The 11,984-nt window shown below is 70.1% G+C and carries 11 protein-coding genes and 2 CRISPR repeat arrays; of the genes, 8 read left to right on the forward strand and 3 right to left on the reverse strand.

Going from position 1 to position 11,984, the window contains the following annotated elements; all coding sequences use genetic code 11:
• The first annotated feature begins 56 nt into the window (after positions 1-56).
• Positions 57-218: a CRISPR direct-repeat array (repeat unit 29 nt; unit sequence GTTGCAAGCCCTCCAGGGCTGATGACCAC).
• A 250-nt stretch (positions 219-468) separates the two neighbouring features.
• Genes cas6 through cas2 form a run of 8 tightly spaced genes read left to right on the forward strand, consistent with a single transcriptional unit; the run spans position 469 to position 8,620 of the window.
• On the forward strand, positions 469-1,260 hold the full coding sequence (gene cas6 / locus ACIQOV_RS08345; RefSeq protein WP_401046314.1) for a CRISPR-associated endoribonuclease Cas6: 792 nt from the start codon (positions 469-471) through the stop codon (positions 1,258-1,260).
• Positions 1,248-2,690: a hypothetical protein gene (locus tag ACIQOV_RS08350; RefSeq protein ID WP_401046317.1), complete on the forward strand. Its 1,443-nt coding sequence runs from the start codon at positions 1,248-1,250 to the stop codon at positions 2,688-2,690. The genes cas6 and ACIQOV_RS08350 overlap by 13 nt, the downstream gene beginning before the upstream one ends.
• Complete coding sequence (cas7i, locus tag ACIQOV_RS08355) at positions 2,691-3,752, forward strand: type I-B CRISPR-associated protein Cas7/Cst2/DevR (RefSeq protein ID WP_401046320.1); 1,062 nt, start codon at positions 2,691-2,693, stop codon at positions 3,750-3,752.
• Positions 3,749-4,480 (forward strand): CRISPR-associated protein Cas5, encoded by a 732-nt coding sequence (gene cas5, locus ACIQOV_RS08360; protein WP_401046323.1) that lies wholly within the window; start codon positions 3,749-3,751, stop codon positions 4,478-4,480. Before cas7i ends, cas5 begins: the two co-directional genes overlap by 4 nt.
• Positions 4,462-6,852: a CRISPR-associated helicase Cas3' gene (gene cas3 / locus ACIQOV_RS08365; RefSeq protein WP_401046326.1), complete on the forward strand. Its 2,391-nt coding sequence runs from the start codon at positions 4,462-4,464 to the stop codon at positions 6,850-6,852. Before cas5 ends, cas3 begins: the two co-directional genes overlap by 19 nt.
• Positions 6,849-7,370 (forward strand): CRISPR-associated protein Cas4, encoded by a 522-nt coding sequence (locus ACIQOV_RS08370; RefSeq protein ID WP_401046329.1) that lies wholly within the window; start codon positions 6,849-6,851, stop codon positions 7,368-7,370. The genes cas3 and ACIQOV_RS08370 overlap by 4 nt, the downstream gene beginning before the upstream one ends.
• Positions 7,370-8,350 carry a type I-B CRISPR-associated endonuclease Cas1b gene (gene cas1b, locus ACIQOV_RS08375; protein WP_401046332.1) on the forward strand — a complete coding sequence of 327 codons (981 nt, stop codon included), beginning with the start codon at positions 7,370-7,372 and terminating at the stop codon, positions 8,348-8,350. Before ACIQOV_RS08370 ends, cas1b begins: the two co-directional genes overlap by 1 nt.
• A 6-nt stretch (positions 8,351-8,356) precedes the next feature.
• Positions 8,357-8,620, forward strand: coding sequence for a CRISPR-associated endonuclease Cas2 (cas2, locus tag ACIQOV_RS08380; protein WP_363628917.1), 264 nt, complete (start codon positions 8,357-8,359; stop codon positions 8,618-8,620).
• A gap of 89 nt (positions 8,621-8,709) precedes the next feature.
• A CRISPR array of direct repeats spans positions 8,710-9,136; the repeat unit is 29 nt; unit sequence GTCGTAATCAGCCCTGGAGGGCTTGCAAC.
• A 57-nt stretch (positions 9,137-9,193) separates the two neighbouring features.
• Here the strand turns inward: cas2 and ACIQOV_RS08385 are convergent.
• From ACIQOV_RS08385 to ACIQOV_RS08395, 3 genes are all read right to left on the reverse strand, one after another.
• The gene (locus tag ACIQOV_RS08385) at positions 9,194-10,291 is read right to left on the reverse strand and encodes an integrase core domain-containing protein (protein WP_401046334.1); all 1,098 of its coding nucleotides are present in this window, start codon (positions 10,289-10,291) and stop codon (positions 9,194-9,196) included.
• Positions 10,292-10,401: 110 nt separating this feature from the next.
• Entirely contained in the window at positions 10,402-10,569 is a 168-nt protein-coding gene (locus ACIQOV_RS08390) for a hypothetical protein (protein ID WP_401046337.1), read from the reverse strand.
• 186 nt (positions 10,570-10,755) lie between these two features.
• A partial coding sequence (locus ACIQOV_RS08395) for a DUF1998 domain-containing protein (RefSeq protein WP_401046339.1) occupies positions 10,756-11,984 on the reverse strand: 1,229 nt, incomplete at its 5' end.

Genomic DNA, 11,984 nt, shown 5'->3' on the forward strand with positions numbered 1-11,984 from the left:
CTCCAGGGCTGATGACCACCCCCTTCCCCCTGAGAGCAAGCTCGCTAGCGGGAAGCGTTGCAAGCCCTCCAGGGCTGATGACCACGCGTCCCGTCGGGGAGCTGGGCCCACTCCCGGCTGCGTTGCAAGCCCTCCAGGGCTGATGACCACTCGGCACCGCCGGAGCGGTCGGCACCTACGCCAACGGTTGCAAGCCCTCCAGGGCTGATGACCACCCGAGGGTAAAGCACCAGGTCGCTGAGTGTGCCGAGTGGCTGGATGGCGGCTGTTCTGCAGCGACTGGTCGGTAGTGCATCGTCGCAGGTCAGAGCGTTTCCTCGGGGGCTTCTCTGTTATCGCAGACTGTTGTGGCGTCGGCCCGGTGTCGCAGTGTGTTGGTGCAGCCTTGTGGCCCCTGTTGGCCGAACTGCGACGACGGCAGTGAATCTCGAACTTGCTAGCACATGCAGGCAATTATCAGTGTAATTAGTGAGAAACCAGATGATTTCGCTCCATGGCCAACTAGGCTTTGCTGTCGATGTGTTGAGTGAAACCAGTGATCATTTTGGACTCCTGGAGGGTGCGGTGCGGGTGAGGGTGGATGTCACGCCGGATACGTCGAGTGTGCGGTGGGAGGACCTGCACGGGGCGGCGCGTGGTGTGGTGTACCAGCTGCTCAGCGGCCAGGACGAGGCCCTCGCTCAGGCGTTGCACGACAGTGGGTGGCAGGGGAAGCCATTGAAACCGGTGGGGGTGGCGGGGCCGCTGTTCATGGGTGCGCCGCACCGCAAGGGCGTCTACACCACGTCGCGAGAGGGGGCGGTGTGGTTCGGGTCGCCGATCCCGGAGATCGCGTCGGTACTGGTGCGCGCGCTGGCCTCGTGCGAAGAACTGGCATGGGGGAAAACTCGGTTGAGGGTGAGAGGGCTGGCGATGGACATGGACACCGTGGTGCCGGCAGGGGAGGGCCTGGTGGAGCTGGAGACGGTGACGCCGGTCGTGCTGAAGCACGAGAGTCGGAACCTGCTGCCGGGCGACGAGCAGTACCTGGACCGGCTGCAGCACAACCTGGCGCACAAGGCGGATCTGCTGGGCCTGCCGGCGCCGCGTGGCGTGCGGGTGCTGGAGGCCGGTCCGCGGCGGCGGTTCACCGTCCAGGGGGCACCACGGATCGGCGCGCGGGTGCGGGTGGCAATGGAGGCCGACGGCCGGTTCGTGAACGCGGTCCGTTCGTGGGGGCTGGGACTGGACACGATCCAGGGGTTCGGATGGGTGAGGTGAGCCCGCTCGCGGTGACGGGCCATCCGCTGCAGCGGGCCGGGGCGTGGGCGGTGGCCGTCCTCGCTGGCCGCGACGATCCGGGACGGGTGAGCGAGGCCGACCTGGAGGTCGTGTCGGCCACCCTGGTGGCGGACGTGGTCGCGGCGGCCACGGCGCCCAAGGGGCCCGGCCGCTACGACTGGTGGAAGGTGCTGTTCGCGCTGTACCCCAACTCGAAGGCGACGCACAGCAAACGGAGCCCCGACCCGAACGTGCTGCGGCCCGACATCGAGAACCTGTTCGCCCAGGACCGTCCCGAGGACGGCCGGACGCTGCCCTGCACGTTCTGCGGCGCCGGTGCGACGGTGGTGTGGGCGAAGTCGAACCTGCCGCTGTTCGACACGAGCAAGGCCCTGAACACGTTGCCGCCCGGTGTCGCCGGCTGGCCGGTGTGCCGGGGATGCCGGATCGCGATGTGGGCCCTGCCCTACGGCGCCTGGGTCACCGCCGGCTCCGTGACCGTGCTGTCCTGTGAGAGCGCAACCGCGCAGCGGGACTTCGCCCGGCGCAACGTGCGGCGGGCCCGGCGCGTGATGCACGCCGGCTTCACCGGCATGCCGGCGACGGCCCGGCCCGAGACAGTGGTCCTGGCGGCCCTGAGGGACGCGACCGAGGGCCTGTGCGCGACCACGCTGTGGAGCTTCAAGAACGACAACCAGGACCCCTGGCTGCGCGTCACCCGAACCCGCCGCGCCGTACCCGCCTTCCTGGCCACCGTCGACGGCAACGCGCCGCTGCGCCGCGGCTGGCACCTGCTGCGTCGCTCCCTGACCCGCTACGACGCCAAGGGCCGGATCGTCGCCGGCGGGTCGGGCGAGGCGGCGCGGCTGTTGTTCGAGGCTGAGGACGGCCGGAGCAGGCCGCTGCTGGGACAGCTGCACCGTCTCCTCGCGGACACCGACGGCGCCTGGAGTGCCAGTGACCGTGGGGCGCTGGCCCGGCTCGCTTTCACCTATGCCGAGGAGGTCTTCGGAATGGAAACGGATCTGGAACCGGTGGCGACGCTGATCGCCGACTGGATCGAGCAGGGCAGCAGTCCGCGCGGGCGGCTGGCGGAGTACCGCAACGCCGCGCTCAACGACTACAAGCTCGGCACGCTCCTGGTCCAGGCCTACACGCGACTTCAACTGGACGGCAGCAAGACGCCGTTGGCGGGGCCGGAGCTGTGGAAGCCGCTGATCCGGCGCCAGTCGCGCGCGTGGGAGCAGCGGATGCTGCTGTTCGCGCAGGTGTCGGTGCTGCTGCAGCAGCGCGGTGTCGCGATCGGCGCCAAGGAGGCGGATCCGCAGCAGGAACGCGAGATCGAGGCGCTCGCGGAGCGGCCGGCGTTCGCCGGTGACGGCGAGGGCGAGTACGACGGATACCACGACTACGAGATGGGACAGGCGTAAATGGCTTACCTGGCAGGCATGATGGTGCTCTCGGTGAACGCGGGCGCGCCGAACAACGGGCGGGGCGAGGAGACCATGTCCCGCGTGAAGTTCGCGCGGATCAGGGGCCGCAAGCACCCCTACGTGTCCGCGCAGGCGGCGCGCCGCTGGATCCGGGAGACGATGGTCGAACGCGGCTCGGTGCCGTCCCCGGTCACCCGGGTCGGCAAGGCCCAGGGCAAGGCCCAGAAGGCCAACACGCAGGCCGACCCCGTCCGTTTCGCCGACGACGACCTGTTCGGCTACATGCGCACCGGTGCGAAGAAGGACGACGCGGCCACCACGCTGCGCGACAGCCCGTTCATGCTCGGCACCCTGATGTCCGTGGAACCGGTCTACCCGACCGAGGACTTCGGCGTGATGTCCCGCGGGGTGACCGAGCCCGTCCTGCACGGGCACGAGTTCTACACCGCCGACCTGGCGGCCCCCTTCCTGCTGGACGTCCCGAGGATCGGCACCTTCACCCTGCCCGGGGCAGACGGCGTGGGCCGGCCCAACTACCTCACCCCGGAACAGGCCCTTCAGGTGGCCGACGCCGCGGCCCTCGGTGCTTCCACCGTCCAGTTCCGCGACCAGCCGGCCGTGCGGCTGCCGCTGGAGGAGCGGCGCCGGCGTGCGGCGTTGCTGCCGGAGGCCCTCGCGCATCTGAGCGGCGGCGCGAAGCAGGCCCTGCACTACGGCGACCGCGTCCCCTCGCTGATGGTCCTGGCCCCGTTCCAGGGCGGCATCAACCCGCTGGGCAACGTCATCGACGCCGACCCCGACAACGGGGTGCGGGTGCGCGGGGACGTGCTCGTCAAGGAACTCGAAGCGTGGACAGGGGAGTGGGAGAAGCCGGTGCGGATCGGATGGCGTCCCGGCTTCCGCGACCAGGCGCGCGAGGACTTCGAGAAGCAGTGTGCGCGGGAACTGGCGGACGGCACCATCGTCATCGACCACCCCCGCACGGTCCTGCTCGATCTGGCGGCCGACCTGCGCGAGGGACGGCTGGACGGCTGGTTCGACGACCCGGCGCAGGCATGACGCCGGCACCGAACACGGCCCCACCGGCCGCGAGAGAGCCGATCGAGGCCCTGCGGGTCACCTTCCACGCCCCCGCCGCCTCGTTCCGGGACCCGCTGTTTCCTGGAATCACCCGCATCCTGCCGGTGCCGCCGCCCTCCACCATTCGCGGCATGCTCGCCGCCGCCACTGGCGCACCCGCCGAACCCCTCGCCCTGGGAATGGCCGCGTGGGCGGACGGCCACGGCGTCGACACCGAGACCTACCACCCCATCGCCGCCGACGGCAGCAACCCCGCCGCCGGCGGCCGGGTCCGGGCCGGGAAAGGAGGAACGACCGCCAAGGACCGGCCCTTCCTCGCCGGCGTTCACCTGACCCTGTGGATCCCCGAACCGGACGCCACCCGCCTCGCCCGGGCGCTGCGCCGCCCGCGCCACGGCCTGCGCCTGGGCCGCTCCCAGGACCTCGTCCACCTGACCGCGACCGACCGCGTCCTCCTCGAGCCCGCCGACCGGGCGATCGTCGGCCACGCGCTCGCCCCGCTCGACGGGCACGACCTGCCCTCCGCCCACACCCACCGCCTCGCCGACACCGTCTCCACCGACCGCCTCACCACCACGTGGTCCGACTACCTGTGGTGCGACGAACCCACCACCACCGCAGCCCCCGTCCGCCACGCCTACCGCGAAGCACCCACCGGTCCGGCCCTGCACGAGGACACCCAAGCCGTATGGCTCCTGGCCCCCTGACCCCGCCACGACGACGCGCCCTCACCGACCTGCGCGCCAAGTCCCTGCCCCGCGAGGACCCGGAACGCCTCACCGCCCACCTGCGCACCGTCCACGACGTCGTGGCCCAACTCGAGGCCCGCATCGGATCCGCCGGCGTCATCGCCACCGGACCCCTGTTCTGGGCCCAGGTTCGGGCCGCGGCCCTCCTGCATGACGCGGGAAAGATCGCCGAGAGCTTCCAACAACAGCTCGAACCCGGCGGCGAACCATGGGGAGAGCGCCACGAAGTCCTCTCCCTCGCCTACGTCGACCTCCTGGCCGCGGCCGCAGGGTGGAACGCCCAGCAACGGCTGCTGATCGCCACCCTCGTCGCCGGCCACCACCGCCCGCTCCACGCCGCGTCCTCCCTCGGCGGCGGCAAGCCCGCCCTGGCCCGTCTCTACAACGCCGCCACCCGCTGGGACCACGCGTTCGGCCGCCCGCCGGGCCCCGACGCCCGCCCGCAGGTGCCACGCGGCCTGCACCAGGAACTCCTGGCCTGGCTGGCCGGCTTCCTCGGTACCGAACCGGTACCGCCCGCGCCCGGCGACCCGACGACCGCCGACCGGGCCCGCCTCCTCCTCGACGAAGTCCTCACCGCCTGGAGAGAACCCGTCAAAGCCCACACCGGCCTGATCGCCGTCCTCGCCCAGGGCGCGCTCACCCTCGCCGACCACGCCGGCTCCGCCCACGTGGACCTGCAGACCCACATACCCCTGCCCCTCGACTACCTCGCCCGCCTCCCGTACATCCCGCACCGCCACCAGCAGCAGGCCGCCGACACCACCGGGCACCTGGTCCTTGTCGCACCCACTGGCAGCGGCAAGACCGAGGCCGGACTCGCCTGGGCGGCCCAACAGCTCGCCACCATGCCCGGGCTGCCCCGCCTCGTGTGGACCCTGCCCTACCGGGCCTCGCTCAATGCTGCCCGCGGCCGCTTCGAGCGCACCCTCCAACCGGCTGCCGGGGACAGCCGGCCCGACATCGGCCTCCTCCACGGAGCCCTCGCCCGCACCCTCCTCACCGAAGCCCTCGAAGACGACTGCTGCGGCCCCACCAAGGACGACGCCCGCAAAGCCCGTGCCCGCGCCAACGCCATGCGCCTGTTCACCCAACGCCTGCGCGTCGCCACCCCCCACCAGCTCCTCGGCGCCGCCATCGCCGGCCCCACCCACTCCTCCGTCCTCCTGGAGCAGGCCAACTCCCTCTTCGTCCTCGACGAACTCCACGCCTACGACCCCGAGACCTTCGGCCGCCTGTGCGCAGCGATGCGCCTGTGGGAACAACTCGGCAGCAGGATCGCCGTCCTGTCCGCCACCCTCGCCCCACCCCTGCTCGCCATCGTCGACGAGAGCCTCCACCAGCCCGTCACCTGCCACCGCGCCGCGCCCGGCACCGCTCCCATCCGCCACCACCTCGTCATCGACGACCTGCCCCTCACCGACCCCGACAGCCTTAAACGCCTCGAAACCTGGCTCGGCGAAGGCCACAGCGTCCTCGTCGTCACCAACACCGTCGCCACCGCCCAGACCCTCTTCACCGCCCTCTCCGGCCACGCCCAGCAGCAGCGCCCCGACGACCCGGACGCCGCGCTTCTGCTCCACTCCCGCTTCAAGAACCGGGACCGCGACACGATCGAGACCCGCCTCCTGGCACGCCACCCCGAACGCCGGCCCGACGAACCACCGCATCGAGGCGGCCTCGTCATCGCCACCCAGACGGTCGAAGTCTCCCTGCAGCTCGACTTCGACCGCGGCGCGGTCGACAACGCCCCCGTCGAAGCCGTCGCCCAGCGCGCCGGCCGCGTCAACCGCCGAGGCCTCCACCCCGACGGGCCGGTGGAGTTCCGCGTCCACCGCACCGACAGCCACCGCCCCTACGACCCCGGAGCCATCGACGCCGCATGGTCGGCCCTCACCACCCTGGCCGCCGAAAACGTCACCACCCTCAGCGAACAGGACATCGACCGCCTCCTCGCCCTCGCCTACGACACCGACTGGGGCCGACGATGGGAGAACCGGGCCCGGCAGGCCCGCGACGCCTTCACCAGCGAATTCCTCACCTTCACCGACCCCTTCCACGACCGCACCGAACACGCCAAGACCCTCGGCGAACGCTTCGACACCGTCGAAGTCCTCCACCGCGACGACGCCCAGGAATACCGACGCCTCGCGGTCGGCAAGGACGCGGACCCGCTGCTCGCCGCCGGCCTGCTCATCCCCCTGCGCTACGGCCAGCTGAAGACCTACAACGCCACCTTCGACCGCGCGCTCGGCATCCACCTCATCGACGGACAGTACGACCCCGTCCTGGGCCTTCGCCCACCCGCCGAGCCGGAGACCATCCTGTGAAACCCATCCCCACGAACCCCATCCAGGACGACCAGGGTCTCGGCGGCGTCCACATCAAGTACCTGCGCCACTGCCCGCGCCAGCTCTGGCTCTACATGCGCGGCTACCGCCCCGAGGGCGGCAGCGACCTCGTCGCCTTCGGCGAGGTCGTCAACGAGACCACCTTCGCCCGCCGCCGGGACGTCGACCTCGGGGAAGCCCGCATCGACTGGGTCACCGCCGGCGCCGTCATCCACGAGACCAAGTCCTCCCGCAGGCCCTCACCCGCCCACGACGCCCAGGTCCGCCACTACTGCCTGCTCCTTGAACGCCGAGGCGTCAACATCCGCGGCGGCATCGTCCACTACCCCCTCATCCGCCGCACCACCGACGTCCCCTGGAACGAGGAAGCACGGGAAGAAGCCGAAACTGCGGAAGACGAAGCCCGCGCCGTCATCGCCTCCACCACACCCCCCGACCGCCAGACCCGTGCCGCCTGCCGCGGCTGCTCCTACCTCGACTACTGCTGGGGAACCTGATGCCCGCCGCCGGCCGCACCTACTGGCTCACCGAACCCTGCCGCATCCGCCGCGAAGACAACAGCATCCGCATCGAACGCCCCGACGGCAGCCCCGTCCGCATCCCCATCACCGACATCCGCGACCTCGTCACCTTCGACCACGTCGACCTCAACACCTCCGCCATGTCCCTCCTCAGCCGCCACGGCGTCACCGTCCACATCCTCGACCACTACGGCAACCACGCCGGATACTTCGCACCCGCCCAAGCCATGTCCTCCGCCACCGTCGTCCGCCGACAGGTCGAGATCACCGCAGACCCGGAGCAACGCCTCCCCATCGCCCGCGCACTCCTCCTCGCCACCGCCGAGAACCTCCGCTGGTCCCTCGGCACCGACCTCCTCGACCCCGCCCTCGAAACACTGCGCACCGCCCTGCCCGACTGCCACGACACCGACGAACTCATGGGACAGGAAGGCAACTTCCGCCGCACCGCCTGGGCCGCCCTTGACACCCAACTCCCCGCCTGGCTCCGCCTCAACGGCCGCACCCGAAGGCCGCCCGCCAACGCCGGCAACGCCTTCATCAGCTACCTCAACGCCCTCGTCTACGCCCGCGTCCTCACCGCCCTGCGCAGCACCCCCCTCCACCCCGCGATCGGCTTCCTCCACGCCGACACCGACCGCCGCCGCAACACCCTCGCCCTCGACCTCGCCGAACCCTTCAAACCCCTGTTCGCCGAACGCCTGCTGCGACGGGCCGCCAGCCAGAAGCACCTCAGACCCAGCGACTTCGAGACGGAGGTCGGCCGCGCCGCCCTCAGCAAGGACGGGCGGAAGAAGATCGCCGCTCTCGTGCGGGAGGAGCTGGCGACGACGGTCGCCCACCGGACGCTCAAGCGGCAGGTCAGCTACGAGGAACTCATCCACCTCGAAGCACTCAAACTCGTCCGGCTGTGCCTGGAGGACATGCCGTACAAGCCCTTCCGGCCCTGGTGGTAACCGCCCATGTTCGTCATCCTGGTCTACGACACCGCCGCCGAACGCAACCCCAAAGTCCTCAAAACCTGCCGCAAATACCTCCACTGGACCCAGCGCAGCGTCTTCCACGGAGAACTCACCGCAGCCCAGTACCGCGCCCTCACCAGCACCCTCAACAACCTGATCGACCCCACCTACGACAGCATCGTCACCTACACCGCCCGCTCCCCGGACATGATCGACACCGCAACACTCGGCGCCACCCTCGGCGGGCCAGGCGACATCCTGTGACCAGCACCGCTGCAGTACTCCACGGTCGCCGCAACACCGCCATCTGTGGCGGCTCCCACGGATACCCTGACCTGGAACTTTACCCTCGGGTCGTAATCAGCCCTGGAGGGCTTGCAACGTCCGCTCGGAGCGGCGGGCCTCAGTGCGGCCGGCAGCCCGCGTCGTAATCAGCCCTGGAGGGCTTGCAACCGGACCAGGCGGTGGCCGCCGGCCTGCATGACGGCCGGTCGTAATCAGCCCTGGAGGGCTTGCAACCGGCGGCGGGCGGCGATCAGCGCGCCGATCCGCTCGGGTCGTAATCAGCCCTGGAGGGCTTGCAACCCGGTCAGCGGGCGGCGCGGATGCGGTCCATCGAGTGTCGTAATCAGCCCTGGAGGGCTTGCAACAGGAGGCGGACGAGCCGGCCACCGCGCCGACGCGGCGTCGTAATCAGCCCTGGAGGGCTTGCAACAGGCAGCGCGCGAGGAGTACCTGGCAGCCGCCATGAGTCGTAATCAGCCCTGGAGGGCTTGCAACGGCGTTGAGCACGTGGCGGCGGAGCGTTGTCCTTGCCGAAAACCTCATCCGCCCTGTTCAGGCTGCATGTCGGTATTCGTGGAGGAGGCCGCCGAGTCGGTCGGTTCGGCGTATGTTGAGGCGGGCGATCTGCGCCGGGTTGTCGATCGGTGCGGGAAGGGGGCGGAGGGGTCGGGCGTTCGCGATGGCCTGGTGTGGCCTGTGGTCGTTGTAGAATCTCTCGAACTCGCGTAGCGCGTGCAGGAGGTGGCGCTGGTCCCAGATCAGCGTGCGGTCCAGCAGTTCTCGCCGGCAGGTCTGCACCCACCTTTCCATGATGGAGTTCATCCTCGGCATGCGGACTCCGCTGAGCACGACCTGGATACCTGCGTCGGCGAGGACGGCGTCGAACAGTTCGGGGAACTTCCCGTCCCGGTCCCGGAGCATGTAGCGCGCCCGGCAGCCGGCGTCCTCGAGGTCCATGACGAGGTTCTTCGCCGCCTGTGCCACCCAGGACGCGGTCGGATGAGCGGTTGCGCCCAGGATCCGGATCCGTCGGGGTGCGTGCTCGATCACCGCGAGCACATGCAGCCGGGCGCCGGACAGGGTGACCGTTTCGAAGAAGTCACAGGCGAGGAGTGCGTCCGCTTGGGAGCGCAGAAAGGACGCCCAGGTGCTGGAGGTCCGCTCGGGCGCTGGTGGGATCCCGGCCTCCTTCAGGATCTGCCAGACCGTGGACGCGGCGACCTTGATGCCGAGGACGAGCAGTTCGCCGTGCAGGCGCCGGTAGCCCCATGCCGGATTCTCGGCGGCCAGGCGCAGGACCAGGGCGCGGATGGAGCGTACGGTGCGCGGTCGGCCTGGGCGCTTGGGCCAGGACCGGGCGGCGTGGCGGCGGGCGACCAGGTCGCGGTGCCATCGAAGAACGGTGTCCGGCCGCACCGGCAACCGCATCCGACGCAGCACCTGCGTCGGCAGACCTCGCAGCAGTGCTGCCAGGAACGCCCGGTCGCTTGTTTTGAACTGTACCCGCTGTCCGTTCAGCTGCCGCTGTAGCACGGTGATCTGATGGCGCAGGGTCAGGATTTCCATGTCCTTCTCGCGGTCGCTCATCGGTAGTAGCCGCAGCATCGCGAACGCGTTTGTGACGGCCAGGTAGGTCAGTCGCAGCAGCACGGTCGATCATCATGCCGCAGATGTCGTCGGCTCTGCCAGAGCGCTGGCTCTACTGGAGAGGTCGACACCAGTGAACTCTCGCGCAGTGCCTCTTACCAGGGCGGATGAGGTTATCGGCAAGGGCAGCGCTCGGAGCACCAGTACCGGCCCTCGTCCAGCTCCCGGGCCCAGATCTGCGCGGGCGGCAGGTCCGCGTACTGCGGGCGGTTCATCAGCGCCAGGACCTCGGCCCGCTCGGTCCCGGTCAGAGCCGAGGCCGGTGCCAAGCCGCTGCTCACGGGCCGAGAAGTACGGCAGGCGCACTCCTCGTCCTCCCAAGTGGCGGGGAGCAGCTGCAGGTGGATGATTCGGCAGCCTTGGTAGGCAGGTTGGCCGGAAGCGGCTTCAGCAGGGGCATGGCTGGCTCCTGTGGGCCGTTTGTCACGGCCCACAGGAGCTTCTCGCCTGACCGGTACCGGCTGGGCTCAGCGGGCCTGGAGCAGCTCGATGATCTGCATGGGGCTCTTCTCCAGTGTGAACCAGTCGGCGACAATGACCCGGTCCGCGTCCTGGGTGAACGAAAGCGCAGCGTCCAGAGCAGGCCGGAGGTCGCTGCTCACCAGCTCCTGCTCGCACATGTGGAGCGGATGCTTCGCTACGACGGCGTGAGGCAGGCCGCTGCGGGAAGTGAAGGTCAGCCCAGGCAAGTTGCCTTCCAGGAACGTGGCATTGTGCATCTTCTGGAGGCCGGTCAGGGACTGGCGGGCCCGGTCGTCCGTGGTACTTGTGAAGCCTCCGGAGAGGACGGTCAGCAGATCTCCGGCCAGGCGCCAGTCGAGCAGGGGGTGGTAGGCCATGTTGGAGTAGTCGCGCAGGCAGCCGGGGCACGAAGAGGTGCAGGCGGCGGAGTGTTCGGTCTGCCGCAGTGAGTCCAAGTACGCGTGGGTGGCCCGCATGTAGTCGCCGATGACCTGCGGGCTGCCGAGATGGGTGCTGAAGCCTGCGCCGTTCTCCAGGGCATCCGCGAGGAACGTGTAGGCGACATGGCCGTCCGGGTGTGCTCCGGGGTGGATCCCGGCCAGGAGTTCCTGCCGGCCGACGTCGAGGAACTTGGCGGCGGCGCTGCGCAGCAGGAACGCGAGCGAGTACCAGGCGGCCCGGCGGCCCTGGCTGATGTCGCTGCCGTAGGCGGGAGGAGTTGGGGAGAGGTTGAGCCGGTACCCGTGGGCCTCGTCGACGGCGGATGTGGGGCCGAGAAAGAAGAAGTCCGTGGGGAGGACCGCCCCGAGAGCCACCTGCACCTCTTCGTCGCTCGCCGGTCCGGTGGCCTTGGCAGCGGTGTACCCGCCCCAGCTGCCCGAGGTGCGGCGCAGTCTGAACAGGTCGCCGTTGTTGTCGTTGATGATGTAGCGCTCTCCCGGACCGGAGTAGATGTGCGCGCCCTCCCAGGAGGTGAACTGGAGAGCTGAGAGGTTGGCGGCGGCCCGGGATGAGACGGTGCGCGGGGCCCAGGCGAAGACCCCGTCGAAGTCGCGCTGCTGGCTGGCGCGGAAGCCTGCGGGCTCCCGCAGCTCAACGACGCTGTAGTTGTCCGCGCTGCACTGCGGGCAGGGGCCCTCGCCGGACGGTGTGGTCTCGACGTGGTTGCAGGCCCGGCACAGTCCTACGGCCTGGGGGTTTTCCAGGGGGTCCGCCACGGGCCTGGGGCTCCTGG

Origin of the sequence: Kitasatospora sp. NPDC091257 (assembly GCF_044757675.1) — a bacterium.
In the GTDB taxonomy this organism is placed as follows: Bacteria; Actinomycetota; Actinomycetes; order Streptomycetales; family Streptomycetaceae; genus Kitasatospora; species Kitasatospora lactacystinica.

Excerpts from the sequence above, each read along its gene's own strand:
- cas1b (WP_401046332.1), top strand. The coding sequence starts at position 7,370 with ATGCCCGCCGCCGGCCGCACCTACTGGCTCACCGAACCCTGCCGCATC.
- cas2 (WP_363628917.1), top strand. The coding sequence starts at position 8,357 with ATGTTCGTCATCCTGGTCTACGACACCGCCGCCGAACGCAACCCCAAA.
- cas5 (WP_401046323.1), top strand. The coding sequence starts at position 3,749 with ATGACGCCGGCACCGAACACGGCCCCACCGGCCGCGAGAGAGCCGATC.
- cas7i (WP_401046320.1), top strand. The coding sequence starts at position 2,691 with ATGGCTTACCTGGCAGGCATGATGGTGCTCTCGGTGAACGCGGGCGCG.
- cas3 (WP_401046326.1), top strand. The coding sequence starts at position 4,462 with ATGGCTCCTGGCCCCCTGACCCCGCCACGACGACGCGCCCTCACCGAC.
- ACIQOV_RS08350 (WP_401046317.1), top strand. The coding sequence starts at position 1,248 with ATGGGTGAGGTGAGCCCGCTCGCGGTGACGGGCCATCCGCTGCAGCGG.